A 23,032-nucleotide genomic window follows, 5' to 3' on the forward strand; every position below is an offset into this window, starting at 1 on the left:
CCTCACAACATCGCCCGCACTTTCATCATGCAAACACAAACGACCAAGCCGCTGCCATTACCGGCGCATCTGAGCAAACTGAATCCGCTGCGCGCCATCGCCGCGCTGGTATTCGACTGGATGCTCATAGGCGTCTGCTTTGCCGCCGCCATCTGCCTTCCGCATCCGCTGGTCTACCTGCTGGCGGCGATTCTGATCGCCCGCACCCAGCTTGCGCTGGCCGTGCTGATGCACGAAAGCGCCCACGGCACCCTGACCGGCACGCGCCGCGTGAACGATCTCATCGGCCAGTTGTTCGCGGCCGCGCCGCTGATGCTATCGATGTTTTCCTACCGGACGGGCCACTTGCGCCACCATCGCGCGCCGATGGCCAGCGACGACCCAGTCGCGGTCGTGTTCGGCATCGCCGATTACCCTGTGTCGAGGAAGGAACTGGCTTGGCGCTTGTTCAAGGATGTCAGCAGCATCGGCTACTTCCTCACCGTCCGCGATTTCATGACGGGCAAATTCAAGCACCTGCAGATCAAGGAACAGGCCGTGCCGGGGCGCGCCGCCCTGGTGCTGGCATCCATCGTCGTCACCAATGGTATGCTTCTTGGCGCGCTGGCCGCCGCCGGCCATCCCGGCCTGTACTTTGGCCTGTGGCTACTGCCGGCGCTCACCTTCCTGCAAGTCTTTGCCCGCGTGCGCGCCATCACCGAACACGCCGGCTATCCGTATGCGGAAAACCAGATCGACAACGCGCGCTCGGTGGTGCGCGCCAACTGGCAAACGTTTTTCTTTGGCCCGCACTGCATCCATTACCACATCGAGCACCACCAGCACGCGCGCGTGCCCTTCTACCATCTGAGGGAACTCCACCAACTGATGCAGTCCCAAGGTGTCCTGCCAGCCAGCAATCTCTACACCGGCTATGGCAGGGTTTTAAGAGAGGTCACCAGTTGCCAGACTAAGGTAAGCCACGACACTGGAAGCCCGGATTGAGGCATCGGGCATCACTTGCGGTCGCCGGCGCCTTAATTTGACAGCACGCGGTAGAAATAAGTGGTGTCGCAGGGCTCGCCGTCGGGCAGCAGCGCATAGCCGGGAATGACGCCGGATTGCTGCCAGCCGAGCCGGGCGTACAGCCGCGCCGCTTCGGCGCTGGCGGTGTCGAGCACCAGCAGCGTCTTGCCGCAGTCGCGCGCGGCCTGCTCGGCCGCCGCCATCAGGGCCGCGCCCAGCCCACAGCGGCGCGCCCGGCTCAGCACCAGCATCTTCGACAAGTCGGCCCGGTGCGGCTGGTTCTCGGGCTGGTCCAGCACCAGTTGCACGGTGCCGACGATGCCGGCGGCGTCCTCGGCCACCAGCAACGCGCGCCGGCCAAGGGCGACGCCCTCGGCCACATGGCGCCAGAACGCCAGCGCCACGGCCGGCGCCAACGGATGCATGAAGCTCACCGAGGCGCCGTTGGCGACGCAGTCGATCAGCAATTCGGCCAGCGCCAGCACTTCGGCGTCGCCGACGCTGTGCAGGCGGCGGATGCGGTGACGGGGCGCGGCAGTATCGTCGGGCAGGGTATCTTTCATGGCAAACATCATATCGAATATATAAATTTGCTGCCAGCCCAAGCCAAGAAATCGATCTGATCCGGTTTTTCAACTGGTTTCTGTGTCTGTTCTTTTCGCCGGTGGACGGGGAAAATGTTGCTGCTGACAGGGCGCACCACGCGCCGCTGCCGTAGCCAGCCCTATCCTCCAAGTTGAACGAGTAACCACCATGAGCCAGCCCGCCCCCACCGTTTCCATTGTCAAGATGTACGCCTCACGCAAAGAAATTTATGCGCGCGAGACGAAAGGCATTTACGCCACCTGGCGCTGGGTCTGCGTCTGGCTGACCCAGCTGATGTTTTACGGCTTGCCGTGGCTGTCCTGGAATGAGCGCCAGGCCGTGCTGTTCGACCTGGGCACGCGCAAGTTCTACCTGTTCGGCATCGTGCTGTGGCCGCAGGATTTCATCTATCTGGCCTTGCTGCTGATAATCTGCGCCTATGCGCTGTTCCTGTTCACGGCCGTCGCCGGCCGGGTCTGGTGCGGCTTTTCCTGCCCGCAGACGGTCTACACGGAAATTTTCATGTGGGTCGAGCGGAAGATCGAAGGCACGCGCAGCGCCCGCATGCGCCTCGACAAGCAGCCGTGGACGCTGGAAAAAGTCAGCCGCAAGACCGCCAAGCACAGTGCCTGGGGCGCGATTTCGCTGTGGACCGGCTTCACCTTCATCGGCTACTTCACGCCCATCCACACGCTGGCCGGCGAAGTGGCCGCCTTCTCGCTGGGACCGTGGCAGTCGTTCTGGATCTTCTTCTACGCCTTCGCCACCTATGGCAACGCCGGCTGGCTGCGCGAACAGGTGTGCCGCTACATGTGCCCGTATGCGCGCTTCCAGAGCGCCATGTTCGACCAGGACACCCTGATCGTCAGCTACGACAAGACCCGCGGCGAACCGCGCGCCCCGCTGGCCAAGACCCATAGCGGCCCGGCCGACGGCTCCTGCATCGACTGCACGATGTGCGTGCAGGTGTGCCCGACCGGCATCGACATACGCGACGGCCTGCAGTATGACTGCATCAGTTGCGCCGCCTGCGTCGACGCCTGCGACGACGTGATGGACAGGATAGGCGCGCCGCGCGGCCTGGTGCGCTTCACCACCGACAACGCGCTGGCGAACAATTTCTCGGCCAAGCAGATCCGCCAGCGCGCCACCCGCCCCCGCGTGCTGATTTATAGCGCCATCCTGGTGCTGGTCGTGACGGCGCTGTTCAGCTCCCTGCTGACGCGCACGCCGCTGAAGGTCGACGTGATCCGCGACCGCGGCAGCATGGCCCGCGAAGGCGAGAACGGCACCATCGAAAACATCTTCCGCCTGCATGTGATGAACACCGACGAGGCGACGCACCGCTACCGCATCCGCGTCACCGGCCTGGACGGCATCGCCCTCGACGGCAACGACGAGATCACGCTGGAAGGCACCGGCGTGCGCACCTTGCCGCTGACCGTGCGCCTGCCGTATAAACAAGGCCGGCCGCGCACCAACGACATCGCCTTCGAGGTGCAGGCGCTCGACGACGAGCGCATCCACGTCAAGGAAAAAGCCCGCTTCTTCGTGCCGGCTTCGCGTTAATGCCCGCGCCTTTGGAGAGCAGACCATGAAGCTGTACGAAGCGCTTGCCCATGAAATTTCGCAATCGATCCTCGACGGCGTGCTGCGCCCCGGCGACCGCCTGCCCTCGGTGCGCCAGGCTTGCACCAGCCGCAACATCAGTCCGTCGACGGTGTTCCAGGCCTACTACGTGCTGGAAGCGCAAGGCTTGATCCAGGCGCGCGAACGCTCCGGCTACTTCGTCAGCGTCAGCGCCCGCTCGCTGCCGCCGGAACCGGACGCCGCCTCGTTGCCCGACGAAGACGCGGTCCATCTGGACGTCAGCGAGCGCGTCTTCGAGGTGCTGAAATCGACCATGACGCGCGACGTCGTGCCGCTCGGCTCGGCCTTCCCCAGCCCGCTGCTGTTCCCGATGGCGAAACTGGCGCGCATGATGGCGCGCAGCGTGCAAAACCTCGACCCCTGGGCCACCGTCGACGACCTCACGCCGGGCAATGCGCGGCTGCGCCGGCAGATCGCACTGCGCTACCTGATCGACGGTTTGCACGTGCAGACCGACGACATCGTCGTCACCAACGGCGCGCTGGAGGCGCTCAACCTGTGCCTGATGGCCGTCACGCGGCCCGGCGACGCCGTGCTGATCGAGTCGCCGACGTTCTACGCGGCGCTGCAGTCGATCGAGCGCAACGGCCTGCAGGCGATCGCCGTGCCGACCCACCCGCGCGAGGGCATCGACCTGGCGGCGGCCGAGCGCGCGCTGGAACGCCACCGTCCGAAGGCGTGCTGGCTGATGACGAATTTCCAGAATCCCCTCGGCAGCCTGATGCCCGACGAGAAAAAGCGCGCCCTCGTCAAGCTGCTGGCGCGCTACCAGGTGCCACTGATCGAGGACGACGTCTACGGCGAACTGTACTTCGGCGACAAGCGCCCGACACCGGCCAAAGCCTTCGACCACGAGGGGCTGGTGATGCACTGCTCCTCGTTTTCCAAATGCCTGGCGCCGGGCTACCGGGTCGGCTGGGTGGCCGCCGGCCGCTTCGCGCGCCAGGTGGCCCAGCACAAGCTGACGACGACGCTGAACACGTCCGCGCCGACCCAGGGCGCGCTGGCGCTGTACCTGGAAAGCGGCGGCTACGACCACCACCTGCGCCTGCTGCGCCACACGCTGGCGCGCCAGCAGGCCGCCTTCATGGAATCGGTGGCGCGCCACTTCCCCGAAGGCACGCGCGCCACGCGTCCGAAGGGCGGCTATTTCCTGTGGCTGGAACTGCCGGCCGGCGTCGACGCGCTGCACGTGCACCGGCAGGCGCTGGCCCAGGGCATCAGCGTGGCGCCCGGCCCGCTGTTCTCGGCGCAGCCGGACTTCAAGCATTGCCTGCGCCTCAACTACGGCCACATCTGGGACGCCCGCGTCGACGCGGCGCTGGCGACGCTGGGCCGGCTCGTCGCCGCCGCGCAGTACTGAGGCCGGGAGCGGCTGCCGGTCTTTCCGCCAAGCTGGCTTTCCTTGACCTTGGCGATAGCAAGGCGCGTGCGCCGGTGGTACAACATCGGGTTCACTTGCCCACTTTGCCCGCCATGTTAAAACTGCACCTCGCCGACTTTTCCCTCGAACACTTTCTTGAGCATTACTGGCAGCAAAAGCCCGTCGTGATACGCCAGGGCTTCCAACACTTCAAAGACCTGATCAGCCCAGACGAACTGGCCGGGCTGGCGTGCGAAAGTCAGGTCGAATCGCGCCTCGTCTACAAAACCGACGGCCAATGGCAAGCCGAAATCGGCCCGTTCGAGTCCTACGAGCGCCTGGGCGAGCGCGACTGGTCGCTGATCGTCCAGGCCGTCAACCACTGGTCGCCGGAAGTGGCGGCCCTGGTCGAGCCATTTTCCTTCATTCCAAAATGGCGCCTCGACGACGTCATGATCAGCTACGCCACGCCGGGCGGCGGCGTGGGGCCGCACATCGACCTCTACGACGTCTTCATCTGCCAGGGCTCGGGGCGGCGCAACTGGCGCGTCGGCGACCGCGGCGAGCACCGCCAGTTCGCCGCCCACCCGGCGCTGCTGCACACCGACCCGTTCGAGGCCATCATCGACGTCGAACTGCTGCCCGGCGACATATTCTACATCCCGCCCGGCTATCCCCACGACGGCATCACGCTGGAACATTCGATGAGTTTTTCGGTGGGATTCCGCGCCAAGTCGGCGCGCGACATGCTCAGCGGCCTGGCCGACCACCTGATCGACAATGAACTCGGCAGCGCCCTGATCTGCGATCCGCGGCGGCCGGTACACCGCCAGCAGGGCCGCATCGACGCCAGCGACTTTGCGCGCATCAAGGCGCACCTGCAGGCGATTCTCGACGACGACAACCTGATCGCCGACTTCGCCGGCTGCTACCTGTCGAAAACCAAGTGCCTGCTCGACCTGCAAGAACTGCAAGACCCCTTCGACGAGGCGGAACTGGCCGGGCTGCTGGCGCACGACAGCCTGGTGCGCATCGGCGGCCTGCGCTGCTTCTATGTCGACGCCACGCTGGCCGACGGCGTGTGCTACATCGAAGGCGAACGCTTCGAGTTCGGCGCGGCCTGCCGCGACGCCGTCATCGCCCTGTGCGACAACGAGGTTCTGCCCCCCGCCCTGTTAAAGGCGGGGCTGCAACAGCCGGCATTCGTGGCGGCGCTGACGCAATGGGTCAATTGCGGCTACTGGTACTTCCAGGACTAAGCAAGCCCGCACGCCGAAGCGGGCGGCCGCCACGCTTCGGCCTCAGGATTCCTTGCTCATCAGCCAGCGCACGGCCTTCGGCAAGCTGTCCTTCCAATCGTCGGGGAAGGTGTGGCCGCCGTCGTGCTGGATGAATTTCAGGGTATTGCCCTTGCTGAGCAACTCGCGGAAGTCCTGGGTCATCGCCTGATTGCTTTGGTGCTCTTTTTTACCGTTGAGCACATAAATGCGTTTGCCCTTGGCCGTGCTGGACTTCGGCGAAGCCTGATTGCCGCCCGGCGACATCAGCAAGGCGCCGGCGTAGTCTTGCGGATGCTGCGCCAGCAAGGCGCCCGCGTGCTGGGAGCCCTGGGAAAAGCCCATCAGATAGATTTGCTTGCGGTTGATTTCCCGTTTGCCGGCCAATTGCGTCAGGGCTTGCTGCACGGCCTTCTGGGTGCGCTCATAGCCCGGCCCGGCCCAGCGGAAGCTGCTTTCATTGGCCAGCATTTCCGTGCCATTGACGCCGATCACGATCGCGCCTTGATTGGCGATGCCTTTAAAGCTGGACTCCTCGGCGCGGCTGCCGACGTCGCCGTTCACGCCGTAGCCATGCAGCCAGACGACCACCGGCCAGCCGCCGGCCGGCATGACCGTTTCCCCGGCGGGGTCCAGCACCGACATGGCGCCCACTTTGCCTTCGGCTTTTGTTTTGTAGCGCTGTTTCGCGTTCGCCAGGACGTCCTGATATTTTTCCGACGCGCGCATGGCGGAGAAGTCGTCATCCTCAGCCATAAACGGCGCGAACCAGATGCCGCGCTGGTCCGCCAGCCGCAAATAACGTTGCGCAATATCGGGATTGCCCATGCGCGCCAACAACGCCGCCGCCTGGTACGGCGCCCAGATGTTTTCCGGCTCTTCGCGGGTGGCCGCCATATACAGCACCAACGCCTCCACAACGTGCTTCTCGTTCATCTTGTCCGCTTCGGCCACCAGGGTGTCGGTGTCCTCGCTGAACATCAGCGCGTCTAGCACCGGCCGCAACAAGGTCAACTCGCTGGGCTCATCGCCGGCATTTTCCTCGGCATCGCCCGCATGCGCCATGCCAAAGCCGGAGCCGAACAAGGCGGCGGCCATCAATAGCGATAATACTTTTCGTTTCATTCCAAAATTCCCATATCAATGTTTGTGATATGGGAATTTTACCCGGAAGCAATAAAATGCGTTTGGGCGGCCTAGGCAATCGAAACGGCGCTCAGCGCCGGTAATTCTTGAAGAAATTCCAACTGATGAGTGTGGCGTCGGGACCATGTTCGTCGCTGAACGGCCAAAGCGTCGGGCCGCCGCTCCACGCATGGCTCATGCCGGCCACCGTATATTTCTGCGCCACCACCGTGCCTTTCGAGATATAGGTATGTATCGTGTAACTATGGCCATAGGGAACGTTGCCCCGTTCGATGCGGCTGGCGCGGTACATCACGCTATCGTTATCGCGGCCGTCGTCGCCGTAATCGCTGGTCTGCAGAAACTGTTCGATGGTCTGGTCGCCGTTAATCGGATTGACGACAATGTCGTCGCTGCCGTGAAAAACCATCACCGGCATCAGGTGGCGCGGCGAGCCGCCGCAACGCCAGGCGTCCTTGCCGCGCGCTTTCGGGTCGAAGGAGCTGCCGAAAAGCAGCGAATCGGCCGCGGTCACCAAACCAATGGCGCCTTTATACATGCCACCCGAATGCACCATGACAGCGGCAAACACATCCGAATAACAGGCCGCCATGATGGAGGCCATTGCGCCGCCGGAGGAAATGCCGGTGACATACACGCGCGAGGCGTCGACGCTGTAATCGCGTTTCACCTTGTTGAGAATACTCATCAGGATGGCCGGTTCGCCGCTATCGCGCTCCTGGTTCGACAACAACATGAAATTCCAGCAGCGCATGGGATTGGAGGTGACGTTCTGGCGCGGATACACGACGATAAAGTTTTCCCGGTCGGCCAATTCGTTGAAACGGCTGACCGCCGCCATGCTGTTGGGCTCGGAAACGCAGCCGTGCAGCATGAGCACGACGGGCAGCGCCGTGCCCGGCACATAATGCGTGGGCAACCAGGTCTGGTATTCCCGCACACCCCACAAATTGCCATGCAAATTGAATTCCCAGTGACCGGCCGAGGCCGGCGCCGCCGCCAGCAGGCCGGCGGCGATCAACACGATATGAAAAAATTGGCGCAGTTTCTGATATAGCATGTCCGTCTCCATTCATTATTAATGAGGTTGATAGAACGAATAGCGTAGATCTGAGACACCGGGAAATGGCTTGGAACGGGGGAACGTCAAACCGGGCGCCAATTCAGGCAATTGGCGTCCGGCTCGACGGTGACTCAGAAGCGGTAGGCGGCGCGCGCGATCACTTGCCGGGGCGGGCCATAGAAGCCGTCGAGGATGTACAGCGCCGGAATGTTGTAGCCGTCGGTCCGGTAGCGCACGTTGCTCAGGTTGCTGCCATGCAGGCTGACGGTCCAGTGCCGCGCCGCCTCCCACACCAGGCCGGCCGTCCACAAGCCGTAGCCGGGCTGGGCGATGGTTTCGCTGAGGTCGGTGGTTGGATAGACCTTGCTGCGGTAGCCATACCCGGCCAGGGTGCGCAAGGTGCCGCCCATGACGTCGCGGTCGGTGCGGGTGACGTTCAGCCCGAACTGGGCGCGCGGCGTATTGCTGAACTTCTGCTGCGCGGCGATGTCCTTGCCGCCGCTCATGTACTCGTCGTAACTGGCGTGCAGAAAGGCCGCGAAACCGCTGACATCCCATTGGCGGTTGGGACGCCAGGCGAATTCGATCTCGGCGCCCTTGACGCTGGCCTTGCCGGCATTCGTGAAGTCGCCGTAAAAGCCGGGCAAGCCGTTGGCCTGGGTGTAACTGGTGAAGACCGACAGCTGGATATCCTTGTAGCGGTTCAGAAACAAGGCGGCGTTGACGTCGAAGCTGTCGTCGGCCGAGGCGTACTTGGCGCCCACTTCCAGCGAATCGAGCTTTTCGTCACGGTAAGGATGCGAGGAGTCGGGCACGGCCAGGTTGTTGGCGCGCACATTGTAGCCGCCGGATTTGAAGCCGCGCGAGACGTTGCCGTACAAATTAGTCGTTTCCGACGCCTTGTAGCGCAGCGACAGTTTCGGCGAGGTGTTGCTGACCGCCAGGGATTTGTCGAAGTCGGCCAGCGTCATGATGGGTTTCCGGAATGCCGGATCGGCGAAGGCGCGGTTCAACACGAGGGCGCGTTTTTCCTCGCGCGTGTGGCGCAGGCCGGCGTTCACGCTCCACAACTCGCCCAGCGGCACGGTCCAGTCGGTGTACAGCGCCGTGCTGTCCGTGTCGACGGTGCTGTCGGCGGCGGTGAATTGCTTGCCCAGGAAATTGTTGAAGATGCGCCCGCCCGCCTTGCCCTCGAAGCGGTACAGGCCGATAACGCCGGAACCGGCGTCGCCGCTGTAGCTGGCCTGCAATTCCAGGCTGGACTGCTCGTCGCGCGAATCGCCGTACACGTCGGCGATGGTCTGCGGCAAACCGTCGAAGTCGATGGTTTGCTCGGAGGCGCTGCGGCGCTTGGCGCCGATCAGCTTCAGCGACCAGGCCGGCGTGACCGTGTAGCTGGCGGTCAGCGCGCCGCCGCGGTTGTGGGTGAAATTATGCCCCGGCATGCCGCTGGCGATATCGTAAGGGCTGGTGCTGGGCGGGCGCTTGAGCGGGTCGAAGGCGCTGCTGCCCATCCTTTGAAAGCCGCGCGCATGGGAATTGTCGTCGGTGGCGTCGGCGCTGAGCACGACGCTGAACGGCAGGTCGGCGGGAAAGTAGCCGAGCGACAGGCGCGCGGCGGCGCTGTCCTGGTCGCTGACGGGCTCGCCAGTGTAGGTGTTGACGCCGAAACCGCCGCGCCGCAGCTTGGCCACGGCCAGGCGCGCGCGCACGGTGCCGGCCTCGTTGGCGCCGTTCAGCGCCAGCTTGACATTGCGCTGGTCGTAATTGCCGACGCCGGCCTCGACGCTGGCGCCGTTCTCCTTGCCCAACGGCCGCGAAATATACTTGATGGCGCCGCCTATCGTGTTCTTGCCATACAACGTGCCCTGCGGGCCGCGCAGCACCTCGATGCGCTGCACGTCGAACACGTCGAGCAAGGCGCCCTGCGGACGCGCCATATAGACATCGTCGAAATAGATGCCGACGCCGGGGTCCACGCCCCACACGGGATCGGCCTGGCCGACGCCGCGGATGAAGGCCGTCAGCGTGGTATTCGTGCCGCGCGAGGCATAGACGGTCAGGTTCGGCACCCGCTCCTGCAAGTCGGCCAGGCTTTGCACATTGCCGCGCTCCAGCGCCCTGCCGGAAAACGCCGTCACCGCCAGGGGCACGTCCTGCAGGCGCTCGTCGCGCCGGCGCGCCGACACCGTGACCGTTTCCATCCTCTCGCCGGCATCCCTGGCAGCGCTGCGGCCCGCTTCGGCCGGGACTTCCTGCGCCTGCGCCGGCAGATGCAGGGCGCCGGCAACGGCAATGACAATCGGTAACAGTTTCATGGCGTCTCCACAGTATTTTTTGAATTTATAGTCAGGAAGGACAGCAACAGCTTATTCACCAGCGCCACCTGGTCCAGGGGCGAGGCGTGGCGCGAGTCGGCGATGACCTCGAACCAGCATTGTTGAAACTGGGCGGCAAACAGGCGCTTGGCCTCGACCGGGATGTAGTCCTGGTCGGCGGCGAAGATCGCCACCGGCATGTCGAGGACGTCGAAACGCGGCGCGATGCGCCAATGGAAGATGGCGTCCAGCGCGGCCAGATAGGCGCGCTTCGACATGCCCGCCATTTGCCGGGCGAAGCGTTCGACCAGCGGCCGCTGGTCGGCGCGGGGGAAGAGTTTCCTGCCGATGATTTTGCCCATCGCGGACAGGCCGAAGGTGGCGATGACGAGGCGCCGCAGCCAGTAGGCGAACAGCAAGGCGCGCGGCCTGGGGCCGGAAAACGGCTGGGAATTGATCAGGCATAAGGAGGCGACGCGCTCGGGCACCCGGCTGGCCATTTCCAGCGCCACCATGCCGCCCAGCGAAAAGCCGACCAGATGCACACGCCTCAGGCGCAGCTGCGCCATCAAGTCGAAGACGTCGTCGGCCAGGTCGGCGATGTCCCAGGCGCCACCGGGGGCCGGGCTGCGCCCGTGGCCGCGCAGGTCGGCGGCAATGACGCGGTAGCGCGGCGCGAGCGCGTCGATTTGCGGGCGCCAGTCCGCCGCGCAGGAGCCGAGGCCGTGCAATAACAGCACCGCCTCCCCCTCGCCAGTGTCGAGATGATGCAATTGAACAACGGATGTCGCGTGACGCCGCATTCTGTCTCCTTGCTGTTGAACATGCTGTGTGTTCAGGCGCAGGAGTCGGTTCTCCTGCTATTAGGAAAACATAATACGGAATACGAATTCCGATTTCAAGTTATTTAAGCAAATTCACGCCAGATAATTGAGGGCCACGCGCACCAGCTCGTCCTCCAGGGCGGCGCTGGACAGGAAGGACAGCGACCCCGTCAAAGTGTGCTGGTTCAGTATGCCCAGCAGCACGGGCGGGACCACCATCATGGCCTGGGTGGGATTGGGGTGGCCGATCGCCGCCGACTTGCTGGCCAGCACGGCCACGGTGCGCTGCGAGATCAAGTGGTTGATCTGGTGCACGCGGTCGCGGAATTGCGCATCCTGGGACGAGCGCGTGATGAGCGCCCGCAACACGCCCTGCCGCCCGGCGTTGATCGAGACGAGCATCGCCACCATCGCGCGGATGAACTGTTCCAGCGTGCGCCCTTCCCACTGGCGCAGCTCCGTCAGCTCCTCCAGCCGGGCGACCATGTCGGAGAAAAAGCGCTGCAGCAACAGGCGGTTGAGCGTGTCCTTGTCCCCCAGCAAACGATAAAAGGTGCCGACGGAGGTTTCCGCCAGGCGGGCCAGCTCGGCCACGCCCGTGTCGTCGAAGCGGTTTTCCGCCAGCAGCTTTTCCCCCTCCAGCAACAGCCGCTCCAGCGCCTGGCGGCTGCGTTCCTGGGTCGGCGCCGGCCGCTCTATCATCGGCGGAAAAACGCCGGACGCAAGTTCAGGCATGGTGTGTCCCTCTATTAAAATGGAATTGCCGTTCCGTTATCGATGGCCGGCTTGGCATATTGTAACGCCTGGGGCGGCGCCGTTGTCCGCCGCGTGCGGGGCGGCGCGCCGGGAATACGCCCTTGCCGAGAATGCATTAGAATCATTGGCTTTCACAAAGAACGGCCCGCGATGCGCCGGGCCGGTATCCCAGCAACCCGGCATCAGTAGAAAAGATGGAGACAAGATGGTAGATGGGAACAACGAGTTAAAACGCGGCCTCAAAAGCCGCCACATCCAGCTCATTGCGCTGGGCGGCGCGATCGGAACAGGCTTGTTCCTCGGCATCGCGCAGACTATCCAGATGGCCGGCCCCTCGGTGCTGCTCGGCTACGGCGTGGCCGGCGTCATCGCCTTCCTGATCATGCGCCAACTGGGCGAAATGGTCGTCGACGAGCCCGTCGCCGGCTCGTTCAGCTATTTCGCCGACAAATACTGCGGCAACCTGGCCGGCTTCATGTCCGGCTGGAACTACTGGGTGTTGTACATCCTCGTCAGCATGGCGGAATTGTCGGCCGTCGGCATCTACGTCCAGTACTGGTGGCCGGACGTGCCGACGTGGATGTCGGCGCTGGCCTTCTTTGTCATTATTAACTGCATCAGCCTGTCGAACGTCAAAGCCTTCGGCGAAATGGAGTTCTGGTTCGCCATCATCAAGGTGCTGGCCATCGTCGGCATGATCGGCTTCGGCGGCTACCTGCTGTTTTCCGGCGCGGCCGGGCCGGAAGCGAGCGTCAGCAACCTGTGGCGCCACGGCGGCTTCTTCCCCAACGGCGCCGGCGGCCTCGTCATGGCGATGGCCGTCATCATGTTCTCCTTCGGCGGGCTGGAACTGGTGGGCATCACGGCGGCCGAAGCGGACGATCCCTCGCACACGATCCCGCGCGCGACCAACCAGGCCATCTACCGCATCCTGATTTTCTACATCGGCGCGCTGGGCATCCTGCTGTCGCTGTACCCATGGCAAAAAGTCGGCGCCGGCGGCAGCCCCTTCGTGCTGATCTTCCATGCGCTCAACAGCAATCTGGTCGCCAACGCGCTCAACATCGTCGTGCTGACGGCCGCCCTGTCCGTGTATAACAGCGGCGTCTACTGCAACACGCGCATGTTGTACGGCCTGGCCATGCAGGGCAACGCCCCGCGCGCCCTGCTGAAGGTGAACCGCCGCGGCGTGCCGCTGACGGCGCTGGGCGTCTCCGCGCTGGCCACGGGCGCTTGCGTCGCTGTTAACTATTTCATGCCAGGCAAGGCATTCGAGGTGCTGATGGGCCTGGTTGTGTCGGCCCTGATCATCAACTGGGCGATGATCAGCTGGATCCACCTGCGCTTCCGCGCGCACAAGCGCCAGGCCGGTGAAACGACGCTGTTCCGCAGCTTCGGCTATCCGTTCACCAACTATCTGTGCCTGGCCTTCCTGGCAGGCATCCTGGTGGTGATGTACCTGACGCCGGGCTTGCGCATGTCGGTGTACCTGATTCCGGCCTGGCTGGCCGCGCTGGGAATCGGCTACTTCTGCAAGCAAAAGAACGCGGCGGCCGTTCCCGCCTGACGCTCTGCCGCCAAGGCCCCGATGCGCGGACCGCCGCCATCGGGGCCTGTTACATGGCGCCGGAAACAGCTTGCGTAGCCAACCGAAAGGGCTATAGTCAAAGTGTAGCGCCGGCTTTGCGCCGTCCGCGCACTTCGTCATGATTACCGCCCTTGCTCCCCTCGCCTCCCCCATCGTGCCGGCCGCGCCGCCGGCTAAGGCGTATAGCGGCGCGACGAACCTGGTGCCGCTGGCGCTCGGCCTGTCCAGCGACGCCAGTGTGGTGGCCACCCTGGGCGCCGGCGTCACCGATCTGTCGCTGTACACCCCGCAAGGCTTGCTCGATACCCTGGAGCAGGCCGGCGCCGCGCCGCCGCCCTTTGCCATACCGGACGCCGGCAGCGACGTGGCCGCCATCGTGCAAAATGCGCTGAACCAGGCGGTGCTGGGGACGGCGCCGGACGGCAGCAGCGTCGCCGCCGGCATCTATACCAGCAGCGGCGTCGTGGCCAGCCTGGAATCGGACACCGTCGCGACGGACTGGGCCACCATTTTGAAAGACCATCCGGCCAGCGCCGGCATCGTCGTCGCCGCTTCGTTTGCCCAAGGCATACTCAGCACCTTGCAAACCACCGCCTAAGGCTTGCCCTCAGTCGTCCATCACGATGGCGCCGGTCTGCCCGCGCGTGGAGGCCACGCGCATATTACTAAAGCCGATGTCGAAAGACGCCATGGAGGCGCAGGCGAAACCCATCAGGCTCACCCCGGTCGTTTCTGCGTCCACCAGGATGCGGTTGATCCTGGCCTCGAACGAACTCAAGCCCCAACGCTCGCGGTAGACGACACTCAAGACGCCGTCGCCCTGGCGCACATCGACCGTCAACAGGGAAAACACGCCGCGCAGATAGGTGCCGATCTTGCGCTCCAGCGCATCCGTGCACACGGCGCCGGCGACGTCAACGCGAAAAGCGAATGCGAGGGCGGCGTCCGGTTCGCGCGGCACGGCGGCGCGGCCATGCCCATAGCGGAGCATAGGCCGGTCCGGCGGTGCGCAAGCCGAGGCATTGTTACCAAACATGAAATTTCCTTTCAGTTAATGTGCGGCCCCATAAAACGGCAGCAAAGCCAGCGCTTGAGGGACTGGCGGCGTGCCTTTTCATAAATGCTGAAAAAAAATAATTAATAACTTATTGCAATGATGTCATTGCTGCGGATACACTGTACAGCAGCTTGCGGCCGCCAACCTTCCGATAACCTTCTGATTCATACATGCTTGATTCCAAAGCTTTTTTTGATTCGCCTTCCGGGGCACAGGCACTTCCCGGCGGCGACCTGACACGGGCGGCGGCGTTCCAGTTCGGCGAGTGGGAAGTAAGGCGCTCCAGCAATTCCCTGCACCAGGGCGAGCTGCGGCGCCAGATGGAGCCGCGCGCGATGGACGTGCTGCTGGCCCTGTGCAGCCGCGCCGGCGAAGTCATCAGCAGCGACGAGCTGCTGCTCGAATGCTGGGGCAACAAGGCGTCCGGCGACAATCCGGTCCACAAGACCATCGCCCAGCTGCGCCGCCTGCTGGGCGACAACTCGACGGCCCCCGTCTACCTGGAAACGATACGCAAACGCGGCTACCGCACCATCGCCGCCGTCCGCCTGCCGCCCGACGCCGCCCTGCCCGTGGTGCCGGCGTGGTCGGGCGCCTCGCCGTTTTGCGGCTTGCGGCCGTTCGACCGGGCACACGCCGCCGTCTTCTTCGGCCGCGGCGACGCCACCCTGCAACTGGCGCGGGCCTGCGCCCGCCAGGTGGCGGGCGGACGCGCCCAGGTGCTGGTGCTCGGCCCCAGCGGCTCGGGCAAGACCTCGCTGGTGCGCGCCGGCCTGCTGCCGCAACTGGCGCAGGGCGGCCACGGCTTCACACTGGCGTCCGACACCCAGCTCGACCTGGCGGAAGCGGCGCCGGGCGACCTGTTCACCTGCGTGGCCAGCGCGCTGCTGGACTGGGAAGCCGGCCCGGCGCCGCTGTTCGCCGGCCACAGCGCCGCCACGCTGGGACAGGCGCTGCGCGCCGACCCGGCCGCCGTGCTGGCGGCCCTATGCGCGGCGCTGGACGCGGCGGCGCTGCCGGCGGACGCCCGGCTACTGCTGTTCCTCGACCGTTTCGAGGCCGTCTTCACCCTGCCCGACGTCAGCGAAGCCGAGCGCCTGGCCCTGATCGCCCTGATCGAACGGTGCGCCGCCTGCCCGCGCCTGTTCCTCGTGCTGGCCTGCCGCAACGACTTCTATCCGCGCATCGCCGACTACCCGGCCCTGCTTGAAGGCAAGGCCGACGGCGCCCACTTCGACCTGGCGCCGCCCACCCACGCGGAAATCGCCCACATGATACGGCTGCCGGCCCAGGCCGCCGGCCTGAGCTTCGGCGTCGACCCGCAATCGCCGGCCCGCCTGGACGACATGCTGGGCGCCAGCGTGACGGGCAACCCGGACGCGCTGCCCCTGCTGCAATACACGCTGCAAGAGTTGTATCGGCTGCGCAGCCCGGCCGGCGAACTGACGCTGGCCGCCTACGCCCAGCTGGGCGGCGTCGACGGCGCCATCGGCCGGCGCGCCGAAGAAGTCGTGGCCGGCTTCGACCAAGCCAGGCGCAACGCCCTGCCGCGCATCCTGTCGCTGGTGGTGACCGTCTCGCCCGGCAGCGACGCCGTCACGGGCCGGCGCGCGCCGTGGTCGGCGCTGGCCAGCCAGGCCGAACGCGACGTCGTCGGCGCGCTGGTCGACGCCCGCCTCTTCGCCAGCCAGCTCGTCGGCGCCGAGGCCGGCTTCGGCGTGGCCCACGAAGCCCTGCTGCGGCGCTGGAGCCGCGCCACCGACTGGATCGCCACCCACCGCAGCAGCCTGCGCGTGGCCGCCCGCATCGCCGTGCTCAGCGCGCGCTGGGCGAGCGAAGGGCGGCCGCCCGACCTGCTGCTGCCGCCCGGCATGCAACTGGACGAAGCCCGCGCGCTGCAACAGCGCGGCGCCGTACCGCTCAGCGCCGACGACCTGGCGCTGATCGCCGCCTCGGGCCGCAAGGCGCGCCGGCGCGAGCGCCTGCGCAACGGCGTCATCGCCGCCATCCTCACGCTGGCCCTGCTGGTGGCCGCGCTGGGCCTGTCGGCCACCCGGGCCAGGCAAACGGCCGAACAGCGCCGCGGCGACGCCGAAGGCTTGATCGACTTCATGCTGGGCGACTTCGCCGACAAACTACGGCCGCTGGGCAAGCTCGACCTGCTCGACGGCATCAGCGCCAAGGCGCTGGCCTACCTGACCGAAGCGGGCGGCGCGCAACAGGGCGCCGCCGCGCAACTGCAGCGCGCCAAAGCCCTGCAAGTGATCGGCGAAGTGCGCGTGGCGCGCGGCGACGGCCCCGCGGCCGCCACCGCCTTCGACGCCGCCCGCACCGTTTTGCAACCGCTGCTGGCGGCCCAGCCGGCCAACACGGAACTGCTCAAGCTGCTCGGGGCGAACGCCTTCTGGCTGGGCCGGATCGGCCTGAACCGCAACGACTGGCCCGTCGCGCGCCAATACTTCACGCTATACCGCGACTACAGCGACCGCCTGCAACAAGCCGACCCGAACAACGTCGACGCCTGGGTCGAACAATCCTACGCCCACAACAACCTGGGCACGCTGGCGCTGCGGCAAGGCGACGCCCGCACGGCCGCCGCCGAATTCCTGCTCTCGGTGGAATTGAAAACCCGCGCCGTCGCGCGCAAGCCGGACGACCTGCTGCTGGCCAAGGAATTGGCCGACAGCCTGTCCTGGGTGGCCGACACCCAGCAAGACCTGGGCGAACTGGAATCAGCGGCCGCGCTCTACGAGCGCGAACTGGCGCTGGCCGAGCGCCTGCACGCGGCCGCGCCCGCCGACGTAGTCTGGAGCAACAGCCTGGCGCGCGCCCTGCAACACCGCGCCCACCTGGCGCAGGCGCGCGGACGCCCGGCCCTGGACGACTACCGCCGCGCCGACGCGCTGCTGACGGCGAACCTGGCGCGCGAACCGGCCAACCGCGTGTGGCAGCGCAACCTGCTGTTCGGCCGCATCGAGCAGCAGCGCCCGCCGGCGCAACCGGCGGCGGCCTTGGCCGCGCTGGCCGCGAACGCGCCGGCGCTGGCGGCGCTGACGCGGCTGGACCCGCACAACGCCGACTGGGCGTGGCTGGAAGCGAGCGCCTGGGAGCGCCGCGCCGGCCTGCTGCTGCAGACGGGTCGCCTACGAGAAGCGGCCGAGGTCATCGCGCTGAGCCGGCACAGCCTGGAAAAACTGCATGCCCGCAACGCCGCCGAAGGCCGCGTCCGCTATACGCTGGCGCACACCCTGTTGCACCAGGCACGGCTGCACCACATGCAAGGCGACGGCGCCGGGCGCGCGCTGGCCTGCACCCAGGCGCGCGACCTGCTTGCCGCGCAAGCCGTCGGCAGCAGCGACTTCCGCGTGCTCGACCCCTGGGTACGCGCCCACGCCTGCCTGAAACAAGCCCATACCGCGAGCACCGCGGCCGCCCTGCTCACGCAGATAGGCTACCGCGACGCTGCGTATCTGCAGTACCTGTCTCAACCCAACTGAAAGTGAAACCGCAATGGAACACAACAAGGAATACAACAAGCACGGCGTTACCTTTTTCAACACCCGCGTAACCGTGGTGCCCACCCCCGATGGCAGCGGCAACTCCGTCGACGGCCAGTATCAGGTCACCTACCTGCCCGGCGAATCCATCAAGGTGGCGACGTCGAGCGCCGTCATCAACTACCAATTGGTGCACCCGACGCCGGCGGACATCGTCTTCACCGGCATGCGCACCGACCAGAGCGATCTTGACCCGCAGTTCAGCATCCCGACCATCTCGCAAGATGGCCGCATGCTGACCTTTAGCGACAGCAATTCGCGCAAAGAGCTCATCAAAATCACACTGCTGTGGCGCGCCGGCGTCGCCATCGCCCACGATCCCCAAGTCGAAAACGACCCACGCGGCTGATTCGACTAAAGCGCGCTATCTCCGCGCTGGCACACAATAGGGGTGCCAGCGCGGAAACGTAATTGGCATTTAAGAAGCTACATCGGGGAAGTTTTTATCTATCAACGTCATCGCAAACTCATTTGGATCAACACGTAGAACTCCACGCGTGGGGCATTTTGATAAAATCCAGCAAAGCGTTTATTATAAAAATCAACAAGGCAATCAAAAACACCCCCTTCACCACGACTGTGCATTTGGAAATCGCCCCAAAAAGTCTACTGAAAATTATAAATCCATCTCCCTGACGCACCCAGAAATTCATCGACCGCATTTTTATCGACAACAGCATTTTCTAATCTTTGAGAAATTGCCGTGTTCAGGCCAAGAACTTGGCGGCCTGCCACCACAAGCTTATTTAGCCATTTTCTCCAACCAAGTATCCAGCAATAACAATCTGACAATCGTCAGTGAATGACTCCGCTGTAACGCACGATGACGACCAAATACCATGTATCGACATGGGTAAAATAACCGGAAAAAGGTCTGACTCCTCGTATTCCCGTCAAATCCCGTGACAGGACTTCCACGACCGCCAGCTACTCGACAAGCAAGACTTCTTCGTCAAGATTCAAGCCAAGAAGAAAATCCATTTCTTCTTGGTCTTCACAATGGACTTTAACTCGAATACGTTGTCCTCCAATCACTTCAACTTCATCAATCGGAACGATCATATCAAGTCCAGCACTAAAAGGAAAACTCACATTCGATCCGACCTGCACACATCCAACAACTATCTGACATGTCAATACAAACAATATTTTTCCGTTGGTATTTTCGATAAAAATATTTTCCACTTTAATTTTTGAGTGCATTATTAACTTTTTATAATTTCTATTTTATTCCAATAACCCTTTTAGAGCTTTGAACCTCGCGGTAGAACGACCAATCTTTTTTCACCTAAAAAACAAAATCCAATTCTTTAGGGTCGTTCATCAAGTTACATGTAACGGGAGAAGTTGACGCACTTGCCCCAGCCATTTCCCCCCACCGCGCCGCGTTAGCGGCAACGGCCGTGGCCAGCTTGCTCACCACATTCACCCCGCGAACAAACGCTCCGCCGCCCCGAAGCAATCCTGACGCGACATTCAGATCTTTTTCAGTCTTGCGCGCAACGGCCTCATTGTAAGCCTTGGTACCATCATCCGGTATCGCATTGGCGATCGGATCGCCATTCGTGCAACCTGCCGCCGGACAGGATGCGGCCAGCGGGTAATACGCGGTGCCATCGACTATCACCGTCACTCGCTGGGTGCCCGGCGGCACTGCTGGCAGCGGCGTCGTGGGCCGCGACCTGGAAGCCGCCGCCACCCGCCTTGATGCCGCTTTGCTCGGTCACGCTGGCGAAGTTGCCCTTGGCCTTGCTTTGCGAGACGCTGCCGCTGGCCGTGCTCACGCCGTAGCAGAACGGCGGAAGGCACAGGTTCACGCCGAAGCCGCCACCGCTTTGCTTGCTGTCGTAGCTGCTCGTGTCCTGCAGGCTGGCGATGCGCAGGTCGCCGCCCACGTCGGCCTTGACCGCGCCCGCCGCCAGCACGGCGCCGCGCAGCACGGTGTCGCCACCGCTGCCCAGGCGCGCCGTATTGCCCGCCCGTACATCCGTGTTGCTCGCATAGTCGTCCGCGCCGTTCGCGTTGCCGCGCGCATGGTTGATGCCCATGTTGAAGGTCATGCCGTTCTGCGCGCCGCCGGCCGCGAAGCCGACGCCGAAGCTGGCGCCGCTGCTGCTGTTTTTGCTCGTCTGCTTGCTGGTGTTGTGTTGTGTGCAGCCAGCTGGGCGATGTCGCCGTCGGCCCGCAGCTCGACGTCGTTGCCGGCGTTGATCTTGCTGCCGACTACGGTCAGGTCGCTGTCCTTGCCCGCGCCGCCGGCGACGATGCTGACGTCGCCGGCGGCCTTCACCGCGCTGCCGACCGCCTCGCTGCCGGTTTGCAGCGTGTTGCTCTGCGGTTTTCCTTGCGGTAGTTGGCCTCGTCATGGATGTAGTTTTGGCTGCTGGAGGTGGCCAGCGTGCCCACATTCAGGTCGCGCCCGGCGACGACGTTCAGCGTCGCCGCCATTCTCGTCCGCCATATACAGGCCCGCCACCTTGTCGACGCGGGTGCCGTCGAAACTGATGCCCCCTCCGCATTTCCCCACTTCGCCTCTATCAGGGTATCGATGACACGATGAATAGATCAACGCTTCCTTAGCTCAACAAATCAGTGGATACAGTCCCGGCATGAGAAAATTCATTAAAAACGGAACAGACAAAATCGATATCTTGCACTAGCACTTTGGCAGGATATTTCTCCCCTAAAATACTAACTAAATCATTCGTAGCATGTGCATTCATTGGTGTTCTCACGCTGTGATCACCATCCTCATCCAACTCGTTTAGCATCAGCATAAAATATCCTGCGTCCAAATACATTCTTAATTCATAAGGCCCACTTTCTGGCGGTGGATTACTTCGCATTACAACAACTCCCTTACCTACACCAATCACATTCCTGATGACATTTTCAGCAATAGAATCGATTGGATTTAACACGGCAGGAAGCTGATGTCGAACACCACCAACATCAATTACATACCCGCCAAGAACAATCTCTTTACTCATTGTTTTCCTTAATTGATTTCATTCCTTGCGCTTCACCGCGCTGCGGCTGTAGCCGATGCCGGTATAGAAATTCCCCGAGAAGCCGCTCTTTTTCACATCGATGAAATGGCTCTCGCTGTGCGTGTTGGTGGCCGAGGCGATCGTCAAATCGCGGCCGGCGGCCAGGCTGGCGGTGTCGTCGGCGCGCACGGCCGAACCGTTCAACGCCAGATCGTTACCGGCCAGCATGGCCACCGTCTTGCCGCCCAGGCTGCTGCCCAGGGCCTCGACGCTGTCCAGCGTGTCGCGCTTTGTCGTCGTCTTGCTGGACCACATGCCCTCTTCCTTCTTCCGGCTCGCCGCGTCGAAGTGGTGGGTCGCCACGCCCGCCGTGATGTTGATGTATCCGACTGGCGGCTTCCGCGCCCGCAAAATCGATGGCAAACCTGGCGTCAAGATAATCTGGCATGGCTTGGACCAAGTGATGACCGCAATTCAAACATCGCAGACGCTACGCAAGGAAGGTGCCTGAATTGTATATAACAAGATGGCTTTGCCTCCGTCTCGCCCCCTCAATTCCCTTCAATATCTCGCAATTTGTAAATCTCACTCAGAATTAGAGTGCCTTCATCATGTCATGTTCGGCCCGATTTTTCCGCAGCATCCTATTTTTCCCAATAGCAATTTTAGAAATTATAATTCAATCACCTTAGTGACTCCCGCCTCTGGTTTAGATTGAATAAAATCTCTCCATGCCAACAATGCCATTTCAAACGAATCAATATCAAGCAATTCAAAACAACCCTCATCATGAAGAGAGTAGATTTTTGCCCATCCCTTCGTTAATTCAGCACCCCACGCATCACGACTCCAATCCGCGACCTCGACGTCAAAAACTTTTACCGAGCTTATGCGATTTATCCCCTCACTTAACCACGATATCGCATCCAAAAACCTTTGCCCTCCATCGTCCATTAGAAGACAGCATAGCGGACTGGCACCATCCATATTGACAGCTGCGGAACTACAATTTGGCGACATATCTCCTTCTGATTGCAACCATGAGAAATGCAATTTCATTTTACGCTCCTAGAATTTTTGGGCAAACGGTAGTTTTCTGATTTACCTACCCTTCGACTCGAACACCGCTTGGCGTCGCACCGATCCATTTATTTTCGATTATTATCCTGTTTTGGAAGGCAGCATCAACCTCAACCTTTATTCGATTTTCTGTCCAGGAGTCTGGAAGCAACGTAGATATTCCACTATTATTGGTTTTAGGCAAAAATTGCCCAGGATTACTCGGATCAGCAACCTGGATTCCAGCGTTATAGATACCCTGCGCGTTTGGTGCACTCGCAGTACCAGGGCGGTTTCAAATTCCAAGCGCAATACTGGGTTAATTATCCAGTCCCGTTTGAGAATAGACGCGTTTAACGAATAATTCCGGCTTTCGATCCTGCCATTCTTTGAGCGCCTGAATGGGCGTTTTTGTGCCGATGGCGCGTTGGGGAATGTGGTGATTGTAAAGCTTCGGGTAGTTAAGCAAAGTCGCCTCCAGGTCGGCCCGGCTATCGAAGCGGGTTTGCTGCAGCAGTTCGCTAATGCGGCCGTTGAAGCGCTCCACCATGCCGTTCGTTTTGGGGTGGCGAGGCGGCGCCAAACGATGCTCGATTTCCATGCCGGCGCACACCTTGTCGAAGGCATGCTGGCCGCTTGGCTTCTTGTCCTTCATGGCGAAGCCGAAGCCCGGCTCGTAGTCCTTGAAGGTCTTCTTGGCCGAGATCGTTTCGCCCTCGGCCTTGGGAATGACGTCTTCCAGGCGCGCCATGCCTTCGCGCTTGAGCAGGCGGGCGATGCCGGATCGGGACACC

25 protein-coding genes and 1 pseudogene are annotated in these 23,032 nt (G+C 63.0%); 10 read left to right on the plus strand and 16 right to left on the minus strand.

All coding sequences use genetic code 11. The annotated features are described in order from the left end of the window. Nucleotides 1-27 precede the first annotated feature (27 nt). On the plus strand, nucleotides 28-984 hold the full coding sequence (locus OIK44_RS05745) for a fatty acid desaturase family protein (RefSeq protein WP_273669740.1): 957 nt from the start codon (nucleotides 28-30) through the stop codon (nucleotides 982-984). Between the two features lie 32 nt (nucleotides 985-1,016). Here the strand turns inward: OIK44_RS05745 and OIK44_RS05750 are convergent, their stop codons facing one another. After that, nucleotides 1,017-1,568, minus strand: a complete 552-nt coding sequence (locus OIK44_RS05750) for a GNAT family N-acetyltransferase (RefSeq protein ID WP_273669741.1) — start codon at nucleotides 1,566-1,568, stop codon at nucleotides 1,017-1,019. A 190-nt stretch (nucleotides 1,569-1,758) separates the two neighbouring features. Here OIK44_RS05750 and ccoG point away from each other — a divergent pair, with 190 nt between their 5' ends. The 3 genes from ccoG (at nucleotide 1,759) to OIK44_RS05765 (ending at nucleotide 5,862) form a co-directional block, all read left to right on the plus strand. Continuing rightward, entirely contained in the window at nucleotides 1,759-3,159 is a 1,401-nt protein-coding gene (gene ccoG / locus OIK44_RS05755) for a cytochrome c oxidase accessory protein CcoG (protein WP_273669742.1), read from the plus strand. 25 nt (nucleotides 3,160-3,184) lie between these two features. Next, entirely contained in the window at nucleotides 3,185-4,603 is a 1,419-nt protein-coding gene (locus tag OIK44_RS05760; protein WP_273669743.1) for an aminotransferase-like domain-containing protein, read from the plus strand. A 113-nt stretch (nucleotides 4,604-4,716) separates the two neighbouring features. After that, the gene (locus OIK44_RS05765; protein WP_273669744.1) at nucleotides 4,717-5,862 is read left to right on the plus strand and encodes a ribosomal protein uL16 3-hydroxylase; all 1,146 of its coding nucleotides are present in this window, start codon (nucleotides 4,717-4,719) and stop codon (nucleotides 5,860-5,862) included. Nucleotides 5,863-5,904: 42 nt separating this feature from the next. Here the strand turns inward: OIK44_RS05765 and OIK44_RS05770 are convergent, their stop codons facing one another. From OIK44_RS05770 to OIK44_RS05790, 5 genes are all read right to left on the minus strand, one after another. Further along, the gene (locus tag OIK44_RS05770; RefSeq protein ID WP_273669745.1) at nucleotides 5,905-7,005 is read right to left on the minus strand and encodes an alpha/beta hydrolase; all 1,101 of its coding nucleotides are present in this window, start codon (nucleotides 7,003-7,005) and stop codon (nucleotides 5,905-5,907) included. 91 nt (nucleotides 7,006-7,096) lie between these two features. Beyond that, nucleotides 7,097-8,086, minus strand: a complete 990-nt coding sequence (locus OIK44_RS05775; RefSeq protein ID WP_273669746.1) for an extracellular catalytic domain type 1 short-chain-length polyhydroxyalkanoate depolymerase — start codon at nucleotides 8,084-8,086, stop codon at nucleotides 7,097-7,099. Nucleotides 8,087-8,220: 134 nt separating this feature from the next. Further along, on the minus strand, nucleotides 8,221-10,407 hold the full coding sequence (locus tag OIK44_RS05780) for a TonB-dependent receptor (RefSeq protein WP_273669747.1): 2,187 nt from the start codon (nucleotides 10,405-10,407) through the stop codon (nucleotides 8,221-8,223). Further along, nucleotides 10,404-11,210: an alpha/beta fold hydrolase gene (locus tag OIK44_RS05785; protein ID WP_273669748.1), complete on the minus strand. Its 807-nt coding sequence runs from the start codon at nucleotides 11,208-11,210 to the stop codon at nucleotides 10,404-10,406. Before OIK44_RS05785 ends, OIK44_RS05780 begins: the two co-directional genes overlap by 4 nt. Nucleotides 11,211-11,324: 114 nt before the next feature. Next, a complete protein-coding gene (locus OIK44_RS05790) occupies nucleotides 11,325-11,966 on the minus strand; it encodes a TetR/AcrR family transcriptional regulator (RefSeq protein ID WP_273669749.1) in 642 nt (213 codons plus the stop codon). Between the two features lie 226 nt (nucleotides 11,967-12,192). Here OIK44_RS05790 and OIK44_RS05795 point away from each other — a divergent pair, with 226 nt between their 5' ends. Both OIK44_RS05795 and OIK44_RS05800 read left to right on the plus strand, forming a co-directional pair. Beyond that, nucleotides 12,193-13,554, plus strand: a complete 1,362-nt coding sequence (locus OIK44_RS05795) for an amino acid permease (RefSeq protein WP_273669750.1) — start codon at nucleotides 12,193-12,195, stop codon at nucleotides 13,552-13,554. Nucleotides 13,555-13,693: 139 nt separating this feature from the next. Further along, complete coding sequence (locus OIK44_RS05800) at nucleotides 13,694-14,173, plus strand: hypothetical protein (protein ID WP_273669751.1); 480 nt, start codon at nucleotides 13,694-13,696, stop codon at nucleotides 14,171-14,173. A gap of 9 nt (nucleotides 14,174-14,182) precedes the next feature. On the opposite strand, the gene OIK44_RS05805 is transcribed toward OIK44_RS05800, so the two are convergent. After that, the gene (locus OIK44_RS05805; RefSeq protein ID WP_273669752.1) at nucleotides 14,183-14,566 is read right to left on the minus strand and encodes a hypothetical protein; all 384 of its coding nucleotides are present in this window, start codon (nucleotides 14,564-14,566) and stop codon (nucleotides 14,183-14,185) included. 236 nt (nucleotides 14,567-14,802) lie between these two features. On the opposite strand from OIK44_RS05805, the gene OIK44_RS05810 reads away from it, so the two are divergent. The 3 genes from OIK44_RS05810 (at nucleotide 14,803) to OIK44_RS05820 (ending at nucleotide 18,995) form a co-directional block, all read left to right on the plus strand. Continuing rightward, complete coding sequence (locus tag OIK44_RS05810; protein ID WP_273669753.1) at nucleotides 14,803-18,129, plus strand: nSTAND1 domain-containing NTPase; 3,327 nt, start codon at nucleotides 14,803-14,805, stop codon at nucleotides 18,127-18,129. Between the two features lie 13 nt (nucleotides 18,130-18,142). Further along, a complete protein-coding gene (locus tag OIK44_RS05815) occupies nucleotides 18,143-18,538 on the plus strand; it encodes a hypothetical protein (RefSeq protein ID WP_273669754.1) in 396 nt (131 codons plus the stop codon). 148 nt (nucleotides 18,539-18,686) lie between these two features. Then, entirely contained in the window at nucleotides 18,687-18,995 is a 309-nt protein-coding gene (locus tag OIK44_RS05820; RefSeq protein WP_273669755.1) for a hypothetical protein, read from the plus strand. A 121-nt stretch (nucleotides 18,996-19,116) separates the two neighbouring features. On the opposite strand, the gene OIK44_RS05825 is transcribed toward OIK44_RS05820, so the two are convergent. The 6 genes from OIK44_RS05825 to OIK44_RS05850 form a co-directional block, all read right to left on the minus strand. Beyond that, entirely contained in the window at nucleotides 19,117-19,392 is a 276-nt protein-coding gene (locus OIK44_RS05825) for a hypothetical protein (RefSeq protein ID WP_273669756.1), read from the minus strand. Between the two features lie 326 nt (nucleotides 19,393-19,718). Continuing rightward, nucleotides 19,719-20,249, minus strand: a complete 531-nt coding sequence (locus OIK44_RS05830; RefSeq protein WP_420213819.1) for a hemagglutinin repeat-containing protein — start codon at nucleotides 20,247-20,249, stop codon at nucleotides 19,719-19,721. Continuing rightward, on the minus strand, nucleotides 20,246-20,479 hold the full coding sequence (locus OIK44_RS05835) for a hemagglutinin repeat-containing protein (RefSeq protein WP_273669801.1): 234 nt from the start codon (nucleotides 20,477-20,479) through the stop codon (nucleotides 20,246-20,248). The genes OIK44_RS05830 and OIK44_RS05835 overlap by 4 nt, the downstream gene beginning before the upstream one ends. Continuing rightward, nucleotides 20,476-20,637: a hypothetical protein gene (locus OIK44_RS05840; protein ID WP_273669803.1), complete on the minus strand. Its 162-nt coding sequence runs from the start codon at nucleotides 20,635-20,637 to the stop codon at nucleotides 20,476-20,478. Before OIK44_RS05840 ends, OIK44_RS05835 begins: the two co-directional genes overlap by 4 nt. Nucleotides 20,638-20,765: 128 nt before the next feature. Continuing rightward, nucleotides 20,766-21,179, minus strand: coding sequence for a DUF6911 family protein (locus OIK44_RS05845; RefSeq protein ID WP_273669757.1), 414 nt, complete (start codon nucleotides 21,177-21,179; stop codon nucleotides 20,766-20,768). Nucleotides 21,180-21,197: 18 nt separating this feature from the next. Further along, a complete protein-coding gene (locus tag OIK44_RS05850) occupies nucleotides 21,198-21,494 on the minus strand; it encodes a hemagglutinin repeat-containing protein (RefSeq protein WP_273669758.1) in 297 nt (98 codons plus the stop codon). Here OIK44_RS05850 and OIK44_RS05855 point away from each other — a divergent pair. After that, nucleotides 21,493-21,690 carry a hypothetical protein gene (locus OIK44_RS05855; RefSeq protein ID WP_273669804.1) on the plus strand — a complete coding sequence of 66 codons (198 nt, stop codon included), beginning with the start codon at nucleotides 21,493-21,495 and terminating at the stop codon, nucleotides 21,688-21,690. The genes OIK44_RS05850 and OIK44_RS05855 overlap by 2 nt on opposite strands. Nucleotides 21,691-21,851: 161 nt before the next feature. On the opposite strand, the gene OIK44_RS05860 is transcribed toward OIK44_RS05855, so the two are convergent. The 3 genes and pseudogenes from OIK44_RS05860 to OIK44_RS05865 all read right to left on the minus strand — a co-directional run. After that, a complete protein-coding gene (locus tag OIK44_RS05860) occupies nucleotides 21,852-22,238 on the minus strand; it encodes a hypothetical protein (RefSeq protein WP_273669759.1) in 387 nt (128 codons plus the stop codon). A gap of 46 nt (nucleotides 22,239-22,284) precedes the next feature. Further along, a pseudogene (locus OIK44_RS25690) lies at nucleotides 22,285-22,506 on the minus strand (EndoU domain-containing protein); the annotation flags it as partial. Nucleotides 22,507-22,557: 51 nt separating this feature from the next. Continuing rightward, nucleotides 22,558-23,032, minus strand: a 475-nt coding sequence (locus OIK44_RS05865) for an integrase core domain-containing protein (protein ID WP_273669760.1), incomplete at its 5' end; no start/stop codon positions are given.

It is taken from the genome of Janthinobacterium fluminis (assembly GCF_028595325.1).
Taxonomy (GTDB): domain Bacteria; phylum Pseudomonadota; class Gammaproteobacteria; order Burkholderiales; family Burkholderiaceae_D; genus Janthinobacterium; species Janthinobacterium fluminis.